17 protein-coding genes and 1 pseudogene are annotated in these 22,707 nt (G+C 33.4%); 13 read left to right on the top strand and 5 right to left on the bottom strand.

Annotated features, from left to right (window positions below; all coding sequences use genetic code 11):
• Window positions 1-28 precede the first annotated feature (28 nt).
• From FT986_RS01130 to FT986_RS01120, 3 genes are all read left to right on the top strand, one after another.
• Complete coding sequence (locus tag FT986_RS01130; protein ID WP_147863443.1) at window positions 29-2,578, top strand: TonB-dependent receptor; 2,550 nt, start codon at window positions 29-31, stop codon at window positions 2,576-2,578.
• A gap of 11 nt (window positions 2,579-2,589) precedes the next feature.
• Window positions 2,590-4,236 (top strand): choice-of-anchor J domain-containing protein, encoded by a 1,647-nt coding sequence (locus FT986_RS01125; protein WP_147863442.1) that lies wholly within the window; start codon window positions 2,590-2,592, stop codon window positions 4,234-4,236.
• 127 nt (window positions 4,237-4,363) lie between these two features.
• A complete protein-coding gene (locus tag FT986_RS01120; protein ID WP_147863441.1) occupies window positions 4,364-4,804 on the top strand; it encodes a hypothetical protein in 441 nt (146 codons plus the stop codon).
• 122 nt (window positions 4,805-4,926) lie between these two features.
• On the opposite strand, the gene FT986_RS01115 is transcribed toward FT986_RS01120, so the two are convergent.
• The gene (locus tag FT986_RS01115; RefSeq protein ID WP_222706175.1) at window positions 4,927-6,012 is read right to left on the bottom strand and encodes an endonuclease/exonuclease/phosphatase family protein; all 1,086 of its coding nucleotides are present in this window, start codon (window positions 6,010-6,012) and stop codon (window positions 4,927-4,929) included.
• A gap of 138 nt (window positions 6,013-6,150) precedes the next feature.
• Between FT986_RS01115 and FT986_RS01110 the strand changes: the two genes are divergently transcribed.
• Together FT986_RS01110 and FT986_RS01105 are read left to right on the top strand one after the other, a co-directional pair.
• On the top strand, window positions 6,151-8,898 hold the full coding sequence (locus tag FT986_RS01110) for a carboxypeptidase regulatory-like domain-containing protein (RefSeq protein WP_147863440.1): 2,748 nt from the start codon (window positions 6,151-6,153) through the stop codon (window positions 8,896-8,898).
• Between the two features lie 20 nt (window positions 8,899-8,918).
• The gene (locus FT986_RS01105) at window positions 8,919-10,292 is read left to right on the top strand and encodes a DUF5689 domain-containing protein (protein ID WP_147863439.1); all 1,374 of its coding nucleotides are present in this window, start codon (window positions 8,919-8,921) and stop codon (window positions 10,290-10,292) included.
• A 79-nt stretch (window positions 10,293-10,371) separates the two neighbouring features.
• On the opposite strand, the gene hflX is transcribed toward FT986_RS01105, so the two are convergent.
• Window positions 10,372-11,601 (bottom strand): GTPase HflX, encoded by a 1,230-nt coding sequence (gene hflX / locus FT986_RS01100; RefSeq protein ID WP_147863438.1) that lies wholly within the window; start codon window positions 11,599-11,601, stop codon window positions 10,372-10,374.
• Window positions 11,602-11,714: 113 nt separating this feature from the next.
• On the bottom strand, window positions 11,715-12,062 hold the full coding sequence (locus tag FT986_RS01095) for a toxin-antitoxin system YwqK family antitoxin (protein WP_147863437.1): 348 nt from the start codon (window positions 12,060-12,062) through the stop codon (window positions 11,715-11,717).
• 221 nt (window positions 12,063-12,283) lie between these two features.
• On the opposite strand from FT986_RS01095, the gene aspS reads away from it, so the two are divergent.
• From aspS to FT986_RS01055, 8 genes are all read left to right on the top strand, one after another.
• Window positions 12,284-14,041, top strand: coding sequence for an aspartate--tRNA ligase (gene aspS / locus FT986_RS01090; RefSeq protein ID WP_147863436.1), 1,758 nt, complete (start codon window positions 12,284-12,286; stop codon window positions 14,039-14,041).
• A 140-nt stretch (window positions 14,042-14,181) separates the two neighbouring features.
• On the top strand, window positions 14,182-15,876 hold the full coding sequence (locus FT986_RS01085) for a chloride channel protein (RefSeq protein ID WP_255505873.1): 1,695 nt from the start codon (window positions 14,182-14,184) through the stop codon (window positions 15,874-15,876).
• Between the two features lies 1 nt (window position 15,877).
• Window positions 15,878-16,120: a hypothetical protein gene (locus tag FT986_RS01080; protein WP_111540794.1), complete on the top strand. Its 243-nt coding sequence runs from the start codon at window positions 15,878-15,880 to the stop codon at window positions 16,118-16,120.
• Between the two features lie 103 nt (window positions 16,121-16,223).
• Window positions 16,224-16,418 carry a cold-shock protein gene (locus FT986_RS01075; RefSeq protein WP_111540793.1) on the top strand — a complete coding sequence of 65 codons (195 nt, stop codon included), beginning with the start codon at window positions 16,224-16,226 and terminating at the stop codon, window positions 16,416-16,418.
• Window positions 16,419-16,511: 93 nt separating this feature from the next.
• Window positions 16,512-16,862 carry a hypothetical protein gene (locus FT986_RS01070; RefSeq protein ID WP_111540824.1) on the top strand — a complete coding sequence of 117 codons (351 nt, stop codon included), beginning with the start codon at window positions 16,512-16,514 and terminating at the stop codon, window positions 16,860-16,862.
• A 1-nt stretch (window position 16,863) separates the two neighbouring features.
• On the top strand, window positions 16,864-19,167 hold the full coding sequence (locus tag FT986_RS01065; protein WP_147863434.1) for a M28 family peptidase: 2,304 nt from the start codon (window positions 16,864-16,866) through the stop codon (window positions 19,165-19,167).
• Entirely contained in the window at window positions 19,164-19,352 is a 189-nt protein-coding gene (locus tag FT986_RS01060; protein ID WP_147863433.1) for a hypothetical protein, read from the top strand. Before FT986_RS01065 ends, FT986_RS01060 begins: the two co-directional genes overlap by 4 nt.
• A gap of 7 nt (window positions 19,353-19,359) precedes the next feature.
• Window positions 19,360-20,163, top strand: coding sequence for an NAD(P)H-binding protein (locus FT986_RS01055; RefSeq protein WP_147863432.1), 804 nt, complete (start codon window positions 19,360-19,362; stop codon window positions 20,161-20,163).
• Window positions 20,164-20,219: 56 nt separating this feature from the next.
• Here the strand turns inward: FT986_RS01055 and FT986_RS01050 are convergent, their stop codons facing one another.
• Together FT986_RS01050 and FT986_RS01045 are read right to left on the bottom strand one after the other, a co-directional pair.
• Entirely contained in the window at window positions 20,220-22,295 is a 2,076-nt protein-coding gene (locus FT986_RS01050) for a M13 family metallopeptidase (protein ID WP_147863431.1), read from the bottom strand.
• Window positions 22,296-22,347: 52 nt separating this feature from the next.
• Window positions 22,348-22,617: pseudogene (locus FT986_RS01045) on the bottom strand (nuclear transport factor 2 family protein); the annotation flags it as partial.
• Between the last annotated feature and the right edge of the window lie 90 nt (window positions 22,618-22,707).

The following is a 22,707-nucleotide window of genomic DNA, read 5'->3' as shown; positions in this document are numbered from 1 at the left end:
CAAAACAAAACAAATAAAAGTCTTCAAAATGAAAAACTTATTTTTATTAACGATGTTGTTATCAACATCTTTTCTTTTCGCTCAGGGTATCGTAACGGGTACTATTACTGATTCTGAGATGAAAACACCATTGCCTGGTGCAAACGTTACTGTAGCTGGGACAAGCAATGGGACCACTACAGATTTTGACGGTAAATTCTCTTTAAATGTAGAAGCTACAACCGGCAAAATTGTATTATCATATGTAGGGTTTCAAAAACAAGAAATTGAATTTAATGTAGAAAATGGGGAAACAGTAAACTTAGGTGAAATTGTTTTAGTTGCTGATGACAGCGCTTTAGATGAAATTATTATTACTAGCTACTCCTTAGCGATCGATAGAAAGACGCCAGTTGCGGTTTCTACGATTAAAGCAAAAGACATTGAAACGAAATTAGGAAGCCAAGAATTTCCAGAAATTTTAAAATCTACTCCAGGAGTTTATGCTACTAGAGCTGGAGGTGGTTTTGGTGACGGTAGAATTAACCTTCGTGGTTTTGAATCTGAAAATGTTGCAGTATTAATTAATGGAGTTCCTGTTAATGATATGGAAAACGGGGCTGTATACTGGAGTAACTGGGCAGGTTTAAGTGATGTTACTAGAACAATGCAGGTACAAAGAGGTCTTGGAGCATCTAAAGTTGCCGTACCGTCTATTGGTGGTACAATTAACATTGTTACCAAAACTACAGATGTAGAAGAAGGTGGTAATGTAATGACTACTTTAGGAAACGATGGTTACACAAAATACGGATTAAGTTACTCTACAGGTTTATTAGAAAATGGGTTCGCAGCTTCTGTTTCTGCAGCAAGAACGTATGGTGATGGTTATGTAGATGGAACTGAATTTAATTCTGTATCATACTTTGTAAACTTATCGAAAAAATTCAATGATGCTCATGAGTTATCTTTTACTGCATTCGGAGCTAAGCAAAGACACGGTCAAAGACAAAATAGACAGTTAATTGCAGATTACCAAAAAAGCGAAAGAGGTAGAAAATATAATTCAGATTGGGGTTATTTAAATGGAGAAGTAGTTCATATCGAAGATAATTTTTACCACAAGCCTCAAATATCTTTAAATCACTATTGGACAATTAATAAAAAATCTACTTTAAGTACGGCAATTTATGCTTCGTTTGGTACTGGTGGTGGTGGTGGAACTCGAGGAGAGTCTAAATTCACAGATCCAGACTATACATTAGGACCATTAGGACCTGTAGATGTAGATAGAATACAAGACGAGAACATAGCTAACGGTGCTGGAGGATCAGAGTCAATATTAAGAGCTTCAAGAAATGACCATAATTGGTATGGGTTATTGTCTACTTATACTATAGAACTTTCAGATAACTTAGAATTATTGGCAGGTGTAGATTTAAGAGATTATACGGGTTCTCACTTTTATGAGGTTACAAACTTATTAGGAGGTCAATACTTTGCAGATGATTCAGATGTGAATAATCCAAATAATACTCTACAAGTTGGAGATAAATTCAATTATTATAATGATGGTAAAGTAGGATGGCAAGGACTTTTTGGTCAATTAGAATATTCTAAAGATAAAATATCTGGTTTTATCTCATTATCAGCTTCAAATACTTCTTACAAGCGTATAGATTATTTCCAGTATTTAGATTCAGATCCTTTACAAGAAACAGATCGTTATAATTTTCTTGGTTATATGACTAAAGGAGGGGCAAACTATAACATAGATGATACTCACAATGTATTTGCAAATGTTGGGTATTTTGAAAAAGCTCCAGGCTTTGATGCAGTATTTCCAAACTTTAACAATGAGGAAATTAATGATGATGCAGAGAACCAAAAGATTATGAGTTTCGAATTAGGTTACGGTTTTAGATCTTCTAAATTCACAGCAAATGTTAACTTATATAGAACAGCTTGGAGAGATAGAACAGAAACAAGATCTTTTCAGTTATCTGAAGACGAAACAGCTTTCGCAAATATTTTAGGAGTAAATGCAGTACACCAAGGAGTTGAAATCGACTTTGTATATAGAGCAACAGATAAGTTAAAAATTACTGGTATGGCTTCTTTTGGTGATTGGAAATGGGAAGATAACATAGAAAATGTAGAAATTAGAGGAGAAGATCAAGAGCTTCTTCAAACAGTAGATTTGTTTATCGAAGATATTCCTGTTGCAGATGCTGCTCAAACAGCTTTAGCTTTAGGATTTGGATATGACTTATTACCAAAAACTACAGTTTATGTAGATTATAACTATTATGATAGGTTATATGCAGATTTTGATCCTAGTGACGGGGGATACAATCCAAATGATAGCAGACCAGATGAGCCTTGGGAAGTTCCTTCTTACGGATTATTTGATGCTTCAGTTACTCACGGATTCAAAGTAGGTAAATTAGATGCTACATTAGTAGGTAGAATAAATAACGTATTTGATACAGAATATATTTCAGATGCTATCGATGGAGACTTATCAAACTCAGCAACAGCTAGAGTATGGTACGGGGTAGGAAGAACGTTCACAGTAGGAGCGAAACTTAACTTTTAAAAATTAGAAAAATGAAAAAAATATTTTATTTAAGTATTTCATTAATGTTATTCTTAGGAGCTTGTGAGCCTATGGATGATGTTTACGAAGAAATCAATAGCGAAAACACAGTTGAAGGAGTTGCAGAATATACTTTAACCAGTGATGATTACGAAACTTTAGAGTTAGAAAATGAGAATTTTGTAGACGAGCAACAAGCAAGAGATTTAATTCCAGGTTTATTAAGTGAATTATATCCATATTGGGGAAAAGGGTCATCAGTAACTGTTACTTATAATCTTCAATATGATCAAGTAGCAAGCGTTGGAGTATTTACGAATGCTGCAGAATATGAGTTAACCAATACAGATTATGCAAACTCTGGGAGTGATGCTGCAGGGTTTTATCCAGGTGCAAATGTAAATGACGCTATAGCCGAAGTATTATCAACTCAAATCGCTAACCCTTCAGAAGGAGAGGTGGTTTTAGCTACCTACAATCAATATACAGAAGTACCAGAAATAGGTTATGCTAATTTGGTTGAATATAATTTTCAAGATAGTTTTGAAGCTTGGACTGTAGTAGATTTATTAGGAGACGATTTAGGATGGACATCAGAAACAAACTATATTCAAGGAAATGGGTTTGATAATGGTCAGGTAGCTAATCTTGATTATTTAGTATCTCCAGAAATAGATTTAACTGAAGAATCTGATCTAAAGTTTCAAATAAATCAAGCCATTAACTATGCAACAGATTTATCTCTGTTAAAAATCTTAGTATCTACAGATTATACAGATGATGTTACAACTGCAACTTGGGAAGAAATTAATCTAGCAACAGCACCTGCAGGTGATAGTAATGATTTTATTTTATCTGAAGAATATGATTTTAGTGCTTATGAAGGTGAAACTATTAATATTGCTTTAAAATATGAATCTACATCTACAGATGCAGCGAGATGGAGAGTTGAAAGTATAGTAATAAAAACAATAGGAATTACAGGAGACAGCGATGCAGAAGGTAAATTCTTTATGTTTGATGGTAGCGAATGGGCGCCTAGCGAAGATGTTTATTATTTAAGCGATGCAGATTATGATGCGATGGGAGCTCCTGGCCAGTATAATAATTTTAGTAATTCTGTAGCTCCAGAAGATTATATCCCAGCATTCTTAAATTCAGAATTTCCTTATGCTCAGGAAGAAGATGAGATGTATATTATTTACAAATATTACGATGGAGAAAATACAGTAACCAGAGGTTCATTTTATATGTATACAAATAGCGTTTGGGAACAATTTACTTCTACCTTACAGTTTGGTCATGATGGAGAAACTTGGGTGCCAGATAATACTATCCAGTATAACTTGGTAGTGTCAGATTATGATTATGTAGGAGCTAATTATGCAGATTTTGTAGATGATGAGGGTAATAATTATTCTGCAGCTGCAGGAAACTTAGCTACTTATGGTAACTTTAATAGAGGAGGAGGTCCAACTAGTTGGAACGATACTATGATGAATACCGTATTAATAGATTTATTATCAAATGTTATTGCACCTAATGCAGAAGAAGGTCAAAAATATGTAATAAATGCTAATACATATAATTCTGGTAATGTAATAGAAAGCTTTAAGTATATAAAAGTTGAAGGAGAGTGGGAAGTTAATGTAGATTAATATAACTCATTTTTCATTACAAACTACTAAAAGCCTGCTGATTTCAGTGGGCTTTTTTTTATGTGTTAATTTATATGTTAGGAGTAACTTATAATAAATAGTATATTTGAATTTAAAAATTTAAAACATGTATAGAGCTATTTATTATTTACATTCTTATTGGGCGTATATGGTGATTTTAGTTGCGTTTTTAGCAACTATTAATGCACTTATTGGTGTATTTACCAAAAAACCTTATGGAGCAAAAGATTTTAGAATTTCACTGTTTGCTTTAATTTGCACACACCTTCAATTACTTATTGGTCTTATCTTATTTTTTGTTTCTCCAAAAATAGTTTGGTTTTCAGAAAACGTTGATATGGGATTAATCATGAAAAACAGTACGATGAGAATGTATAATGTAGAGCATCCTTTGCTTATGATTATTGCTATTGCACTAATTACTATAGGATATTCTAAACATAAGAAGAAGTTATCTTCAGCACCAAAATTTAAAACTTTAGCTATATTTTATACCTTGGCGTTTGCTGCAATATTAGCAATGATACCTTGGGCTATTTGGATATAAAGTTCCATTGTAACTATTGGTCAGCTTTAACTTTATTGACCACCGTTAGATGGTGAAATTAAGAAATAAAAAAAATCCGCTCATTTGAGCGGATTTTTTGTTTGTAGATTTTAGGTTTTATTCTACTGAATTTCTTTGATAAGATGAACATACACTGGAAAGTGATCACTGTATCCTCCAGAGAATCCTCCATCAGAGAAACTTCTGTATGGGTAACCTTTATATCGTCCTCTTGGGTTACTTAGAAATTGAGGATTGTAAACTCCAGCTTTGTAAAATCGGTATGTTGAATAATCTTTTTCAATTAAAGGTTTGCTTAAAATCATTTGGTCAAATAAATCCCAGCTATCTCTATAGGCGATGGTTCCTATTCCTTTCTTTTGCATATTTTCCATAGGATTGTATAAACCTTTCAGTTCAACATCTTCCATTTCCGCTTTAGCGCCTAAAACTTCTTTTACACTCGTATTATAAGGGCCATCATTTAAATCTCCCATAGTTATAATTTTTGCGTAAGGATTTATTACGTGTAAAGAGTCTATAATTTCTTTATTAAGTGCTGCGGCTTTCTCTCTTTTAAAACGACTTCTTGCTTCCCCTCCACTTCTTGAAGGCCAGTGATTTACGATAAAATGAATATCATCTCCATCTAATTTACCAGACACTACTAATTGATCTCTTGTATATACCCTTTTCTCTGGATCGTTGGCATCATAAATCAATAGCTCGTGAGAATTGGTATTAGTTACTTTAAATAATTTCTTTTGATATAAAAGAGCGACATCGATCCCTCTTCTATCTGGAGAATCAAAGTGAACAATGCCATAGTCATAAGGTAATAAGGCTTCTTGGTTGGCAAGATCTTCTAAAACTTTTCTATTTTCAACTTCACAAACACCTACAATTGCTGGTGCATTTTTAGAAACATCGGCACCAATTTTTGGAATAACATAGGCCATGTTTTTTAATTTCTTTTGGTAAACACCATCTCTTAGGCCTTCACCCATTTCCATAATGGGAGAATACTCATCCATAATAGTTTCATCATTTTCAGCATCAAAAAGGTTTTCTAAATTGTAAAAAGCAACAGTATTTACTTTAAAAGTCTTTTCTTTATTACTTTTAGATGTGTTGTTTTCGCTTGTTTCTTGTGTGGATCCGCAACTAAGCATTAATAGAGCAGCAGCGAAGTACAATAGTTTGTTCATGATTGTTAAATATTATTTAAATGTAAAATCTTTATGTTAAGAGTTTCCAAAAGTAGGTATTGTAGATAAAATATGTACATTTGCAGCCGGAAAATAATGTTTTCTTAACTTAAACTAATGTTAATCAATATTTTAAAGATGAAAAAAGGATTTATTCTTTTTGCATTATTGCTTTTTTCAGCAGTTTCGTTTTCACAAACGAATGTGGTGGGGAATGTAGTAGATGCGACAACTAATGAAAGTTTACCCGATGTAGAAGTTACTATTGAAGATAGTAATTTAACAGTGATGACGAATGCATCAGGAGAATTTAACTTTGTTGCTTTTAAAGTCCCTTTAGGGGAACAAATTGTAACTTTTACCAAAGAAGGTTTTATCTCTAAGAGATTTCCCGTTATTATCAATGAGAATGAATTTTTAAACTTAGATGTGATTTCTTTAGAAGTTGATATCAATGAAGAAAACTTTCAAATCGGTACCATCAGCTTATCTGACAATGAATTAAGTAGTGATGAAAGTGCTGCCGATAACTTATCTGGTTTGTTACAAGCTTCAAGAGATGTTTTTCTAAATGCTGCAGCATACGATTTTAGTGCAACTTTTTTTAGACCTAGAGGTTTTGATTCTGAAAATGGGAAAGTTCTTATTAACGGAATTGAAATGAATAAAATGTATAATGGTAGACCACAATGGAGTAATTGGGGCGGGTTGAATGATGCTATGCGTAATCAAGTCTTTACAATGGGGTTATCTGCCAACGAGAATACATTTGGAGATTTAGCAGGAACTACAAATGTAGTAATGAGAGCTTCTCAATATCAAAAAGGGGGGCGTGTTTCTTATGCATCTTCTAATAGAAGTTATAGAGGTAGAGTAATGGCTTCATATAATTCGGGACTTACGGACAATGGTTGGGCTTATAGTTTTTTAGCTTCTAGAAGATTTGGTGAAGAAGGTTTCAATGATGGTTCTTTATATGACGCTAATTCATTTTTTGCTGCTGTAGAAAAGAAAATAAATGAAAAGCATAGTTTAAATTTAACGGCATTTTACACGCCTAACAGAAGAGGAAAATCTTCTCCTAATACACAAGAAGTTTACGACTTGAAAGATATCAGCTATAATTCTTATTGGGGATATCAAGATGGAGAAATAAGAAATTCTAGAGTAAGAGAGATAGAAGAGCCTGTTATAATGTTAAATCATTATTGGGATATTTCAAAAAAGACAAGATTAAATACAAATGTTGCCTATCAATTTGGTAAAGTAGGAAACAGCAGATTAGGTTATGATAATGCTCCTAACCCAGATCCAACCTATTACCAAAAATTACCAAGTTACTTTTTAGGTAATCCAGATGGAGCAGATTATGCAGGAGCTTATGGTGCTTCAGAGTCATTTAGAAATGATGGCCAAATTGATTGGGATGCAATGTATCAAGCAAATATTTTTAGTGGAGGAACTTCTAAATATTATTTATACGAAGATCGTAATGATGATAAGCAATTGACAGCTAATACTATTATATCTTCAGATATTACCAATAACATCACGTTAAATGGATCATTAGGTTATAAGAGATTGAACTCTCATAATTTTGCCAATATGATCGATTTATTAGGAGGTAGTGGTTATTTGGATATAGATACTTTTAATCAAGGTGATGCTGCTCAAAATAACTTAGAAAATCCAAATAGAGTCTTAGGAGAGGGTGATACTTTTAAATATGATTATGAATTAGATGCTTCTGAATATAATGGTTTTGCTCAAGCGCAATTTAGCTATAGTAAAATAGATTTTTATGCTGGTGCAAATGTTGAAAAAACAACTTACCAGAGAAATGGTTTGTATAGAAATGGTAGTTTTCCTACCAATTCATTAGGAGAAAGTGAAGAATTAGATTTTACTACTTACGGTGTTAAAGTTGGAGCTACCTATAAAATAACAGGACGTCATTTAGTAACTTTGAATGGAGCTTACTTTACGGATGCCCCAACGTTAAGAAACTCTTTTTCAAATTCTAGACAAAATAATAGTACTGTTTTAGGTTTAGAAGAGGAAACTGTAAAAAATGTAGATTTAAGTTATGTATATAGATCACCTAAAGTAAAAGCAAGACTTACTGGATATTATACAAAAATGGAAGACGCTACCGAAATTGCTTTTTACTATGCAGATGGAATCTCTGGTTTGGGTAGAAATGTAAATACAGCTTTTGTACAAGAGGTATTAACCAATATCGATAAAAGACATATAGGTGCAGAATTAGGTGTTGAAGCTCAAGTAACACCAACGATTAAATTAAAAGGGGCGGCTTCTTATGGGGAGTATGTATATGCTAATAATCCAGATTTATATTTAACTTCAGATGATTTTCAGCAAGAATTAGATTTCGGGAAATCTTATTTAAAAGATTATAAAGTAGCTGGAGGACCTCAACAAGCTTATCAAATAGGTTTTGAATATAGAGATCCAGATTACTGGTGGTTTGGAGCAACTTCAAACTTTTTCTCTAATGCTTACGTAGATGTATCTCCCATTACAAGATCTCAAAATTTTTATGCAGATTTTGACGGAGCGCCATTTAATGATTATGATACTGAAACTGCTAGGGAATTATTGAAGCAAGAAGAATTTGATAGTTATATGTTGGTGAATGTAGTAGGAGGAAAGTCTTGGAAAATAAATGATTACTTTGTAGGATTCTTTGCGACAATAAATAATGTGTTTGATAAAGAATATAAAACTGGAGGTTTTGAGCAAGGAAGAAGTGCTAATTATAGAACCTTATCTGAGGATGTAAGTAATGAAAAGAGGGTATTCGGACCTAAATATTGGTATGGATATGGAACTACTTATTATTTAAATGTTTACGTTAGATTTTAAAAAATAAATTAATTAGAATTATGAAAAATATCAATAAGATTTTAGCAGTTAGTACCCTGTTTTTTGCAGGTTTGATGATTACATCTTGTGTTCAGGATGATGACTTTAGTACGCCAGAGATTACTTATGAAGAGCCAAATGTAAATGTAAATACTACAATTGAATCTGTTAAAGAAATGTATGGTGGTTTTGAATCTGTGGAGATATCTGCAGGAGAAGATTCACAAGAAGAATTATACTTAGAGGCTTACGTAGTTTCAAGTGATGAAGCAGGTAATTTTTATAAATCTATAGTAATACAAGATAGTCCAGAAAATCCTACAGGTGGGTTGGCTATTTCAACAGAAGCTACAGATGCTTATTTGACCTATGATATAGGAAGAAAAATTTACTTTAGAGTTGATGGTCTTTACATTGGACAATATGCTGGTTTACCTACTATAGGAACTGATGAAGGTGATGAAATTGGTAGAATTGGTGTAGATGAATTCTATGATAGAATCTTACGTTCAAATGATAAAGAAGAAATTATTCCAACTGTGATTTCTATCTCAGAAATTTCTGATCAATACTTAAACACTTTAGTACAGTTTAATGAAGTACAGTTTGTAGATGGCTTAGAAGGAGAATCTTTTGGAACTGTAGGAAGTACTTTTAGTGTGAATAGAGATTTTGAAAATTGTGATGGTCAAACAGCAACCTTAAGAACAAGTGGTTTCTCTGATTTTAAAGATATGGTTTTACCATGGGGGAAAGGTTCCTTAACGTCTGTTTTAAGTGTTTTCAATACAACTTACCAGTTAACACTAAGAGATGAAAATGATGTTAATTTTGAAGGAGAAAGATGTGGTGAAGATGAGCCAGTTGATGGTGAGTTAGGAGCTTTATCTGAAGATTTTGAAGGAGAGACAGCAGGTACAGGAGAGGATGTTAGCATTGAGAATTGGACTAACGTCAATATAAATGGAGGAGAAAGAGTGTTTGAAGTTAGAGAGTTTAGTAATAATAAGTATGCTCAGACTTCAGCATTTAGCTCAGATGAAAACCCTTATAATGTATGGTTAGTAACTCCAGGTGTAGATTTAAGTGAAGCAACTTCAGCAACCTTTTCTTTCGAAACTAACGATGGTTATAATAATGGACAAGCTTTAAAGGCATACGTTTCGACTGATTTTACAGGGGACCCAACTCAAGCTACTTGGGTAGAATTGACTGAAGCAACGTATTCTACAGGTAATACTAATGGTTATGGAACTAGTTTTACACCATCAGGAGATATAGACCTATCATCTTATGCAGGAGAAACTGTATATATTGGTTTTGAGTATTCTGGTGCTTCAGATGGTATAACAACTACTTACCAAATTGATAATGTTAATTTAGTTACAGAATAATACGGTTATAGTTTTTAAACAAAAAAAACCGCTTCTAAAATTAGAAGCGGTTTTTTTTGTTTAAAATTCAGTTTAATAATTAATCTTCTTCTATCTCACCGGTATATTTATCATATTCAGGGTAGAGAAAGTTATTGTAAGGGAAGCGGGTAATATGAATTTCCCTAACTGCTTCATACACCTTCTTTCTAAACTCTTCTATATTCTCCTTATTAATAGCCGATATGAAAAGTACATTGTCACCTAGGCGGTTCATCCAAGTACGTTTCCATTCCGTTAAGGTATTATGAGCAGGAGTCTTTTCTGTAATTAGATCATCTTCTTCAATAACTTCTGGTGAATAAGCATCAATTTTATTAAAAACCATAAGAGTCGGTTTGTCTGCACTCTCTATTTCATCTAAAATTTGGTTAACTGAAGCAATGTGGTCCTCAAAGTTAGGATGCGCAATATCTACTACGTGTAAAAGTAAATCGGCTTCTCTAACTTCATCAAGTGTCGACTTAAATGATTCTACCAATTGCGTAGGAAGTTTTCTAATAAAACCTACTGTATCAGTTAATAAAAAAGGCAGATTTCTAATCACCACTTTACGAACAGTGGTATCTAAAGTAGCGAACAACTTATTTTCGGCAAATACCTCACTTTTACTTATCACATTCATTAAAGTAGATTTACCAACATTGGTATAACCGACTAAAGCAACTCTAACTAGCTGACCGCGATTACCTCGTTGGACCGCCATTTGCTTATCAATAGTTTTAAGCTTGTCCTTTAATTGAGAAATTTTATCTCTTACAATACGTCTATCCGTCTCAATTTCTGTCTCTCCAGGACCACGCATACCAATTCCTCCACGTTGTCTTTCTAAGTGAGTCCATAATCCAACTAAGCGAGGTAAAAGATATTCGTATTGAGCCAATTCTACTTGCGTTCTAGCATAACTTGTTTTGGCTCTTTGGGCAAAAATATCTAAAATGAGATAGGTTCTATCCACTACCTTACATTTTAAAATTTTCTCAATATTCTTTTGTTGGGCAGGGCTTAATTCGTCATCAAAAATAGCAGTACCTACATCATTTTGTTCAATAAACTCTCTTACCTCTTCCATTTTTCCGGTACCAATAAAGGTTTTAGGATTAGGAACATCTAATTTTTGTGTAAATCGTTTTAAAACTTCACCACCGGCAGTGTAGGCTAAAAACTCTAGTTCATCTAGATATTCTTCAGACTTCTCTTCATCTTGAAATTTATTAATAATCCCAATCAAGACCGATTTTTCATATTCAATTTCTTCTTTCTCTATCATTTAAATATAGTTTATCTTCAAAAATACAAAAAGGAATGTTCTATTTATAGAACTAAAAATAAAAAAGCTATCAAATTAATGATAGCTTTTTAAACCTTATTAATAATTAATGACTATTTGCTAACTACAGCATTAGTATTTTCCCATTTGGTGACAGCGGTTATTTTGCTAACAGAATAATCTACCTCAGTTAGTTGGTCATCATTCCAAAAAAACCATTTGCCTACTTTTTCTCCATTTTGGTACTGTGCTATAGCTTGTTTCTCTCCGTCTTCAGTATACATTATCCATTCGCCGTGTAGTTTCCCATCTTTATAAGTACCTACTTGTTTTACAGTTCCGTCTTCATAGAAAAATGTACCTTTAACTGCATCTCCATTTTTTTCGAACTCAGGCTTCACATCTTGAGCTATCATTGTTGCTCCAAATAAAAGGGCAACCGCTACAATCATCTTTTTCATTTTCTTTCTTTTTAAAGGTTAACTTAACAAATATAGTAAAAAGTTTACAATAAATAAACTGTTAGGTAACATTAAATTAACATTGGAGATGTAAGTCACTTATGTTAAGTTGATTATATCACGTAAAATTCATTTTTTTATAGAATTATTTATTGTAGAAAACATCGTTCATATATAAGTATCTTCTTATTTTTGTGCATCATTTATAGCAAACAACAACTATGTATAGAAGTCATACAAACGGAGAGTTAAATAGTAAAAATATTGGTGAAGAAATAACCTTATCTGGATGGGTCCAAAAAATTCGAGATAAAGGTTTTATGATCTGGGTCGATTTACGCGATCGCTATGGGATCACTCAACTTATATTTGATGAGGAAAGAACTCCGGTAGAAATGATGGAAACAGCTAAAAAGCTGGGAAGAGAATACGTGATTCAAGTAAAAGGAACCGTCATAGAAAGAGAATCTAAAAACCCTAATATTCCTACAGGAGAAGTAGAGATTTTAGTAAAAGAACTTAGCATTTTAAATGAAGCAAAAACTCCACCTTTTACCATTGAAGATGAAACTGATGGAGGAGAGGATTTACGTATGAAATATCGCTACTTAGATATTCGTAGAAATCCGGTAAAAAACAAACTTGTTTTTCGTCACAAAGTAACGATGGAAGTTAGAAATTTTCTTTCTACTCAAGATTTTATAGAAGTTGAAACTCCTTACTTAATTAAATCTACTCCAGAAGGTGCTAGAGATTTTGTAGTCCCTAGTAGAATGAATGAAGGTCAATTCTATGCTCTGCCACAATCTCCACAAACTTTTAAGCAGCTGCTTATGGTCGGCGGGATGGATAAATACTTTCAAATTGTAAAGTGTTTTAGAGATGAAGACTTAAGAGCAGATCGCCAGCCAGAATTTACACAGATTGACTGCGAAATGGCATTTGTAGATCAAGAAGATATCCTTAATATTTTTGAAAACCTAACCAGACATTTACTTCTCAAGATAAATAATGTGTCGGTAGATAAGTTTCCAAGAATGACCTATGATGATGCTATGCGTCTTTACGGAAATGATAAACCAGACATTCGCTTTGATATGCAGTTTGGAGAACTAAATGAAGTAGCGCAACATAAAGATTTCAAAGTTTTTAATGAAGCAGATTTAGTAGTAGGAATTGCCGTACCAGGAGCAGCGAGCTATAGCCGAAAAGAAATCGATAAAATCATTAATTGGGTAAAGCGTCCACAAGTAGGCGCTATGGGAATGGTTTATGTAAAATATAATGAAGATGGTAGTTTAAAATCATCTGTAGATAAGTTTTATGACGAAGCAGATTTGAAGCAATGGGTTGAAAAAACAAAGGCTCAACCAGGAGACTTAATTTGTATACTTTCGGGAGATACCAATAAAGTAAGAGCTCAATTAAGTGCTTTAAGAATGGAAATGGCAGAACGTTTAGGTTTAAGAAAATCTAATGAATTTGCTCCACTTTGGGTGATCGATTTCCCACTATTAGAGTGGGATGAAGAAACAGAACGTTACCATGCCATGCATCACCCATTTACATCTCCAAAACCAGGGCAAATTCCTTTATTAGCAACGAACCCTGCAGCAGTTAAGGCAAACGCTTATGATCTTGTCCTTAACGGAAATGAAATAGGAGGTGGTTCTATTCGTATTCACGATAAAGCTACGCAAGCTCAAATGTTTGATTATTTAGGCTTTACGGAAGAAGAAGCAAAAGCTCAATTTGGCTTTTTAATGGATGCTTTTCAATATGGTGCTCCACCACACGGCGGACTAGCATTTGGTTTGGATAGATTAGTAGCCATTTTAGGCGGACAAGAAACCATTAGAGATTTTATCGCTTTTCCAAAAAATAATGCGGGTAGAGATGTAATGATAGATGCACCGGCAGCTATTGATGAAGATCAATTAAAAGAACTTCATCTAAATCTTGTTAAAACTCAAGAATAACAAAAATATAATCCTGTTAACGCAGGATTTTTTTTGCTACATTTAGTAGATCCATAGTATAGATGTTAAAGAAAAAGACACCCTTTACAAAATTTCTAGTTTGGAGATATAAAAATATCTCCGATAAGAATTTTGTATATATGCTCTCTATTCTAGTAGGTTTAATTGCAGGTTTAGCTTCTGTAGCTTTAAAAAATATTACTCATTTTATAAGTACAATTTTTGAAGAAGGGATCATTCAGTCTTATCATACGTATTGGTACTTTGCTTTCCCATGTATAGGATTGTTATTAACGCTTCTCGTAAGAAAATATGTACTAAAAAGTGATGTTTCTCACGGTATTCCTATGGCGTTATTTTCTATTTCTAAGAAGGAAGGGAAGGTGAGTAGGAAGAATACTTTTAGCTCTCTTTTGACTGCGCCTTTAACAGTGGGGTTTGGAGGTTCAGTAGGTTTGGAAGGTCCTTCGGTGGCTACAGGAGCAGCATTTGGATCTTCTATAGGACAGCTCTTTCATATGAAAGCGCAGACTAGAAAATTATTGTTAGTTTGTGCCGCGGCAGGATCTCTTTCAGCAATTTTCAAAGCTCCTATTGCGGCGATTCTATTTGCGATAGAAGTGTTTAGTTTAGATCTTACATTTGCCTCTTTATTACCATTATTATTTGCTTCCGCAGCAGCGGTAGTCACAAGAATATGGGTGATAGGAGAACAGTATATTGTTAACTTTAAAGATATACAGCATTTTGAGATTAAAAACATCTTGTTTTATGCTCTGTTAGGGATTTTAGCTTCTCTGGTTTCGGTTTACTTTTCTAAAGTTTATTTTACTACAGAAAATCAATTCCGTAAAGTAAATAACGAATATCTTAAAGTGGTTCTTGCCGGAATTATTTTAGGAGTCTTAACCTTTTTAGTTCCTCCATTATACGGGGAAGGTTTTTCATTTATGAATAATCTTATAGCTCAAAATTACGATCAGGCGTTAGAAACCTTTTTGTTTAAAGATACTATTGAAAGTTCGTGGGTTATATTATTTCTAATTTTCGGACTCATACTTTTAAAGCCTATCGCTACTTCCGTAACCTTAAGCAGTGGTGGAGTTGGAGGAGTGTTTGCGCCAGTTTTATTTTTAGGTGCCGTGACCGGAAGTTTTTTTGTGAACATTTGCAAACAATTCGGTTTTTATTTGCCTTCTAGTAATTTTACTATGGTAGGAATGGCAGGTCTTATGGCTGGAGTTTTACAAGCACCACTTACCGCCATGTTTTTAATTGCTGAAATTACTGGAGGGTATGAGTTGTTTATACCTTTAATGATCGTGGTGGGAATTTCATTTATGATTTCTAAAGCTTTTAGCGATAGTAATATTTATACAAAAGAATTAAAGGATAAGAATGCTTTAATAACCCATAATAAAGATCAGGCGGTATTAACCTTATTAAAATTAGATCGTATCATCGAAGAGAATTTTGTGAAATTAAAACCACAAATGACCTTGAAAGATATGTTATTCACAGCAGTGGTTAAATCGAAAAGGAATCTCTTTCCCGTGGTGAACGAAGAAGAAGAATTGGTTGGGGTTATTACGCTAGACGATATTAGAGAAATGATGTTCGACACTTCTTTATACGATGCAGTATTGGTAGAATTTTTGATGCATGATGCTCCAGATTATATTTATTACGGAAAAGACGATATGCAAATGGTGATGGGGAAATTTCAGAGCAGTGGAGCGTGGAATTTACCTGTGATTAAAGAAGGGAAGTATGTTGGTTTCGTTTCTAAATCTAAAATGTTAACGGCTTACCGCCGAAAATTAATTACTTATTAAAATGAAATACGCTATTATTATACTTTTTGTCGCCATAGCCATTACGCTAGGAACAGGAATTTACCTTAATCAAACTGAAATAGATATAAAACTAGGTGGTATTCTTATAGGTTCTTCTTTAGGAACAGGGATTTTTGTTTGGATGCCTTTGTTTTTATACTATAGATCTAAAGGAAGAAAGCTTAAAGATTATATGCTTACGCCAGAGAATATCAAAAAAATGCAAGGAAAGAATTTAGATTAAATCACTAAAAATCAATTAATTTATAAAAAATTTACATTAATTTCATTTTGAAATCAATTTTAAATTGTAGGTTTGTACTTTATTAATATTTTATTTTTTTATAATGGAAGGTACAGTTAAATTTTTCAATGAGTCTAAAGGATACGGATTCATTACCAACGAAGACACAGGAAACGACATTTTTGTTCACATCACAGGATTAGATGGTGAGTCATTAAACGAAGGTGACCGTGTTGAATACGTTGAAAGCGAAGGAAGAAAAGGATTGACTGCGACAAACGTTCGCATCATCGAATAATATATAGTTATTATTTATTTTCTAAGCACCACTTTTTAAGTGGTGCTTTTATTTTATACCTAGTTTTATTTTCAATTTTATTACCTTTAGATGATGCAAAAAGAATGTCTAGAGTGTAAAGAAAAGATAGTTGGCAGGATTGATAAAAAATTCTGTAGCGATTACTGTCGCAATGCTTACAACAATCGCTTAAATAAAGATTCTAATAATCTTGTACGGAATACCAACAACCGATTGCGAAAAAATTATCGAATTCTTCAAGAACTCAATCCCGATAAAAAATCTAAAACCACAAAATCTAAACTACTCTCTTTAGGTTTCGATTTCGATTTAATCACCAATATTTATACGACTCAAAAAGGTACCATCTACTATTTTGTCTACGATCAAGGATATTTGCCCTTAGAAAATGAATACTACGCTTTAGTAAAAAGAATAGATTAACATGAGAAGAATTCTTACTAGTCTTTTTATAGTTCTTCTAATAAGTCTTATTTCTTATGTAAGTATTGAAGGGCTTCAGCCTTCGGCAACCTACTTTAAGGAAGAAACAAAAAATTCATTTTCTACTGCCAATACGTTTAATCATGTTAAAAGAATAGGAAGTCAGCCGCATTCTATAGGAACAAAGGCTCATAGTAAAGTAAGAAACTATATTGTACAACAACTGCAAGATTTAGGCTTAGAAGTTCAAACCCAAAAAGGTTATGATTTCAATAATAGCGGAATCTTAACTGCTCCCCAAAATATACTTGCTAAAATAGAAGGAAATGACCCTAGTCGATCTGCTTTATTGGTGATGACTCACTATGACAGCGCAGTTCATTCTTCCCCAGGCGCTAGTGATGCAGCATCTGGAGTTGGAGTGATTTTAGAAAGTCTTCGAGTGTTTTTACAGAACAATCCGCAGCCAAAAAATGATATTGTTATTTGTTTTACTGATGGAGAGGAAGTAGGATTAAGCGGAGCTGGTTTATTTGTAAAAGAACATACTTGGGCAAAAAATATAGGTCTCGTTTTAAACTTTGAAGCTCGCGGAAGTGGAGGACCTTCCAACACTATTCTTGAAACCAATACAGGAAACACCAATCTCATTAACGCTTTCGCGGAAGCAAATCCGCAATTTCCTGTAGCCACTTCTTTAATGTATAGTGTTTACAAGAAGCTTCCTAACGATACAGATGCAACTGTCTTTAGAGAAGTTAACGATACTCCAAGTTTCTTTTTCGCATTTATCGATGACCATTTTGATTATCACACTGCAAAAGACACTCCAGAGAATTTAGATATAGAATCTTTGGTGCACCAAGCAACTTATTTACAAGCATTATTGCCCTATTTTTCACAAGTAGATTTAGATTCGCTTAAAGCGGATAAGGATCAAGTATATTTCAATTTCTTTGGTTTAGATATCGTTCATTATCCATTCTCATTTATCTATCCAATGCTTGTTTTTGCTTGGGTGATCTTTCTTGGATTGTTCGTATATGGTATGCGTCATAAAATTTTAGACTTTAAACAAATAGGAAGAGGATTTTGGGATTTTTCGAGAGCATTATTTTTTGGAATTCTAATAAGCGCAACCTTAAGTGATAAACTCCCAGATATTTATGATTCTGTTTTAGAGAATCAAAACGATTTTCCGTCTAACGGACATTTATATATTGGGGTTGGAGTTTCTTTAACTTTAGCGATTTTGTTTTATTTTTATAGGAACTATTCAGCAACTACTACCGAGAAAAATAAAAATGCTTTTGTAACACCTTTAGTTATTTGGTTGATCTTACTCAGCATTATTGCTTTCATTTTAAAAGGAGCGGCTTATTTTATCATTCCTTTTTTCTTCTCTTTACTATCCTTTGGTTTATTGCTCTTTAACAAGAGAAACCCTTATTTACATTTACTTTTAGGAGTGCCAGCGCTTATAATATTAGTTCCTTTGGTTCAATTCTTTCCTGTAGGTTTAGGATTAAGTAAATTATTTATTAGCGCCTTATTTGTGATGCTCATTTTTGGATTACTGTGGTCTGTAATGGCTTACTTAAAGTATAAAAAAGCAGGTGTTTTGATTTTTGCGGCCTTAGCAGGTTTTCTATTTCTAACCGCTCACAGTCAATCGGGATATACAGAAGACCGACCTAAACCCAATAGTTTAATCTATATGTTAGATGTAGATCAAAAACAAGCTACTTGGAATACTTATGATCATACATTAGATGCTTATACCAAACCTTATTTTAATAAAGATGATAGTAATGTAGATTCAGTAATTTTTGATAGTAAGTATAACGCTCAATACACCTACACTTCAGTGGCGCCTTTAGTAAATATTTCCGCAGCAGCGATACAAGTAGAAAAAAATAGATTAGATAACACATTTACGGAATATAACGTAAAAATAAGTCCGCAACGAGAAGTAAAAAGAATAGAAGTGTTCTTAGATAAAAATGTAAAAGTAGAAAGCTTAACCGCCAACGAAAAAGCAACTCCAAATCATCAACTCCCTTATTATAAAAACCGAAAAACACCTAAATTACTCACGTATTTCGCTGTAGATCAAGATACGTTAAGATTGAAATTGAAGTTAAAAAATACAGAAATATCACCGGTTTTAGAAGTTTACGATGCAAGTTATGATTTGCAGGAAAATAAGACCTTAAATATTGTTCCAAGAGACGAGAAGATGATGCCGAGACCTTTTGTATTAAACGATGTAATGATGACGAAGCAAAAAGTAATTTTAGAATGAAGAAACATATTGTAATTTATGGATTTTTATTAGGAGCACTTCCTGTTTCTTTCTTTACGGAATTATCTTTCTATTTTTTCATAGATAAAGAATTTTCTTTTCAGCGATTTTTATTTCTCTTGTTTTTTAATTCCCTTTTTTGGGTGCTCATTTCTTATTTCCAATGGAAACACAAACAATATTAATTTTAGAATGAAGAAAGTATCCATATTAGGATGTGGTTGGTTAGGGTTTCCTTTAGCAGAGATATTGTTAAAAGAGGGGTATCAAGTTAAGGGAAGCACGACTTCACCTTCTAAGATAGATCAACTCACCAAGGTGGGAATAGAAGCTTTTTTAATTGCTTTAACAGAAGAAGGCGTTGAAGGTAATATTGAGGAGTTTCTGAAAGAAACAGATACCTTAATAATTGATATTCCGCCGGGATTAAGAAAAAATCCAAAAGAGGATTTTGTAAAAAAAATGACTCTACTTTTTACGGAAGTAGAAAAAAGTAGGGTGAAATATGTAGTTTATGTAAGTTCTACGTCGATTTTTGAAGATGGAGAAAGTATTCCTACTTACACAGAAAATGATATTCCGAATGCTAATTCCTCTGCAGGTCAGCAATTAATAGAAGTGGAAAAACTTTGGCAGAACAGTGATAAGTTTAAAACCACTATAGTAAGGTTTGGAGGTTTAGTAGGTAAAGATCGACATCCTGTAAACTATTTGGCAGGACGAGAAAACATTCAAAATCCTCATGCTCCAGTAAACTTAATTGAACAAAAAGACGGGATGAGGTTGTTAATTCGATTAGTTGAAAAGTCTATTGCTGGAGTTTTTCACGGTGTTTATCCAGATCATCCTTCGCGAGAAATATATTATTCCGCAGCAGCGAAAAAGAGGGGTTTAGAGCCTCCAATTTTTGATCAGACTACAAACTCTAAAGGAAAAGAAATTGATGTAAAACAAACCTGCTTATTGCTAAACTTTAAGTTTTTGCATCAACCTTAATTAATAAAAAACCCATCGAAAATCGATGGGTTTTTGTTAGTTATCAAGCCAATATATTACCAAATAGAAACTCTGTCTTTTGGTGCTACATACATAGAATCTCCTTCTTTAATATCAAAAGCTTGGTAGAATTCTTCGATGTTTTGTAATGGTACGTAAGCTCTGTACATTCCTGGAGAATGCGTATCAGTTTTTATTTTGTTACGTAAAGCTTCATCACGCATTTTGGTTCTCCATACGGTTGCCCAAGACATAAAGAAACGTTGTTCTGGTGTAAAGCCATCAATGTTTTCTGGTCTTCCGTTTTTCTCATAATGCATTTGTAAACCGTCATAAGCAGCTAAAACACCACCAAGGTCACCAATGTTTTCTCCTAAAGTGAATTTACCGTTGATGTATACAGAATCTAATACTTCGATATCGCTATATTGATCTGCTAATTTATTTCCTCTTTCGGTAAATTTCTCTAAATCAGCATCGGTCCACCAGTTTTTAAGGTTACCATCAGCATCAAAACGAGCTCCGCTATCATCAAAAGCGTGAGAAATTTCGTGACCAATTACAGCCCCAATTCCTCCATAGTTTACTGCAGCGTCTGCTTTGTAGTTATAAAATGGTGGTTGTAAAATAGCTGCTGGGAAAACAATCTCATTATTAAACGGATTGAAATAAGCATTTACCGTTTGTGGCGACATTCCCCATTCAGTTTTATCTACTGGCTCACCAATCTCTGAAAGATTTTTCTTGTAGCTCCAGTTAGAAACTGCTACCATATTATTATAGTAGTTATTGTCTTTATTGATCTCTAAGTTAGAATAATCTTCCCACTCATCTGGATAACCAATCTTAACGGTAAATTTATCCAACTTTTCAATTGCTTTTACTTTAGTACTGTCGCTCATCCAGTCTAACTTCTCAATTCTAGCTTGAAAAGCAGCGATTACATTATCGATCATTTTTTCTGCCTTTTCTTTCGCTTCTGGCGGAAACTTCTCATCTACATATAATTTACCTAAAGCTTCTCCTACAGATCCGTTTACGGTAGCTAAAGCACGCTCTCTAGATGGACGTTGTTTTTTAGCTCCGTTAAGAGTTTTGCTATAAAAATCCCAGTTAGCCATTTCTAACTCGGTAGTAAGCATTCCTGCAGCATCATTTAAAGTTGCCCAACGCATTACGGTTTTCCAAAGTTCTACATTTCCTTCTTTTAAAACCTTTTGTACTTCTTCCATGTACTTAGGTTGCATCACAATTACCGTATCTAACTCTTTTTCTACTCCTAAATCGTCAAAGTATTTTTTCCAGTCAATTGCAGGAACCATTTCTTGAAGCTCATCAATAGAACGTGGGTTATTAAAATTTCTAAAATCTCTACTAGCCACTTTATCTAAACGTGGAGTCGCTAGACGTGTTTCAAAATCTAAGATTTGTTTTGCTTGCTTTTCCGCAGCAGCGCTATCATCTCCTAAAATTTGGAACATTCTAGAGATATGTGCTACATACTTTTCTCTTATCTCTTTAGAATCTGCATCTTGCTTGGTATAAAAATCACGATCTGGAAGACCTAAACCACCCGGAGTAACATAAGCGGTATTCATATTGCTATCTGCAGGATCTGAATAAGCTGCTAATCCAAAAAATGGAGCAGAGATAGTAGATGCATTTTTAGCTAAAACGCTTTGTAGATCTCCTACATTTTTAATACTATTAATCTTTTCTAAAGCCGGTTGAAGAGGGCTAATTCCTGCTTTATCTCTAGCAACCGTATCTAATTTTGAATTAAACAAAAACAAAGCTTTTGCTTGATCGGTATCTGCAGCATATTTGTTTTCTTTTTGTGCCTTATCTACTATGGCTAGCACATCATCATCGGTACTTTTACGTAAAACCTGAAAACCTCCCCAAGAAGTTCTGTCGTCTGGGATAGTAGTGGTTTTCATCCAATTACCATTTACGTAATTGTAGAAGTCATTTTTAGGACTCACAAGCGTATCCATATATTGCAATTCGATACCTGGAGTTTTCTCCTCTGCTTGAGCCATATCTTTATCGTTTTTTGGATCTTCTTTACAAGAAAGAACCGCAAACGATGCAGCAGCAACAAGTAAACTTTGTTTAAGTGTTATTTTCATGATTTGTTATTTATATAGTTATAGGTAAAAGATTGTGCTAAATTGTTACACTTTAAGGTATTGTTTTTATAAATTTTTCTTCAAAATTCTTTTTCAATCTCGTGATTTCAGCGACATTTTCGTTAGGAATACTAATAGAAAGTACATAATGTTGTATTCTCCACCCATTTGTAGTTTTTTCTAATACTCCAGAACCTCTACAAAGTCCCATTTGAGTTTGGAGTAATTCATCGAACCACGCTATTTTATTTTTTATAAAAACATTACGTTCTAAAGAAGTAAAACTCCAAGCCTTACCTCGATCAAAATAAGGTTTAGAAAAAGATTTAAACTCTTAGAGGTCAGTAGTTAGTTGCTTATTAATTTTGCTTGATGAATTTTATCACTATCCACCATTTTTGTTATCAAGTTA

Origin of the sequence: Mesonia sp. K4-1 (genome assembly GCF_008017825.1) — a bacterium.
Taxonomy (GTDB): Bacteria; Bacteroidota; Bacteroidia; order Flavobacteriales; family Flavobacteriaceae; genus Mesonia.
The sequence above is the reverse complement of the archived record's forward strand: the minus strand, read 5'-3'. Positions and strand labels throughout refer to the sequence as shown.

Bases quoted from the DNA above. Each gene is read 5' to 3' on its own strand.
- hflX (WP_147863438.1), bottom strand. From the start codon at position 11,601: ATGATAGAGAAAGAAGAAATTGAATATGAAAAATCGGTCTTGATTGGG.
- FT986_RS01105 (WP_147863439.1), top strand. From the start codon at position 8,919: ATGAAAAATATCAATAAGATTTTAGCAGTTAGTACCCTGTTTTTTGCA.
- FT986_RS01065 (WP_147863434.1), top strand. From the start codon at position 16,864: ATGAGAAGAATTCTTACTAGTCTTTTTATAGTTCTTCTAATAAGTCTT.
- FT986_RS01125 (WP_147863442.1), top strand. From the start codon at position 2,590: ATGAAAAAAATATTTTATTTAAGTATTTCATTAATGTTATTCTTAGGA.
- aspS (WP_147863436.1), top strand. From the start codon at position 12,284: ATGTATAGAAGTCATACAAACGGAGAGTTAAATAGTAAAAATATTGGT.
- FT986_RS01085 (WP_255505873.1), top strand. From the start codon at position 14,182: ATGCTCTCTATTCTAGTAGGTTTAATTGCAGGTTTAGCTTCTGTAGCT.
- FT986_RS01120 (WP_147863441.1), top strand. From the start codon at position 4,364: ATGTATAGAGCTATTTATTATTTACATTCTTATTGGGCGTATATGGTG.
- FT986_RS01060 (WP_147863433.1), top strand. From the start codon at position 19,164: ATGAAGAAACATATTGTAATTTATGGATTTTTATTAGGAGCACTTCCT.
- FT986_RS01055 (WP_147863432.1), top strand. From the start codon at position 19,360: ATGAAGAAAGTATCCATATTAGGATGTGGTTGGTTAGGGTTTCCTTTA.
- FT986_RS01115 (WP_222706175.1), bottom strand. From the start codon at position 6,012: ATGAACAAACTATTGTACTTCGCTGCTGCTCTATTAATGCTTAGTTGC.
- FT986_RS01075 (WP_111540793.1), top strand. From the start codon at position 16,224: ATGGAAGGTACAGTTAAATTTTTCAATGAGTCTAAAGGATACGGATTC.
- FT986_RS01070 (WP_111540824.1), top strand. From the start codon at position 16,512: ATGCAAAAAGAATGTCTAGAGTGTAAAGAAAAGATAGTTGGCAGGATT.
- FT986_RS01130 (WP_147863443.1), top strand. From the start codon at position 29: ATGAAAAACTTATTTTTATTAACGATGTTGTTATCAACATCTTTTCTT.
- FT986_RS01050 (WP_147863431.1), bottom strand. From the start codon at position 22,295: ATGAAAATAACACTTAAACAAAGTTTACTTGTTGCTGCTGCATCGTTT.
- FT986_RS01095 (WP_147863437.1), bottom strand. From the start codon at position 12,062: ATGAAAAAGATGATTGTAGCGGTTGCCCTTTTATTTGGAGCAACAATG.
- FT986_RS01110 (WP_147863440.1), top strand. From the start codon at position 6,151: ATGAAAAAAGGATTTATTCTTTTTGCATTATTGCTTTTTTCAGCAGTT.
- FT986_RS01080 (WP_111540794.1), top strand. From the start codon at position 15,878: ATGAAATACGCTATTATTATACTTTTTGTCGCCATAGCCATTACGCTA.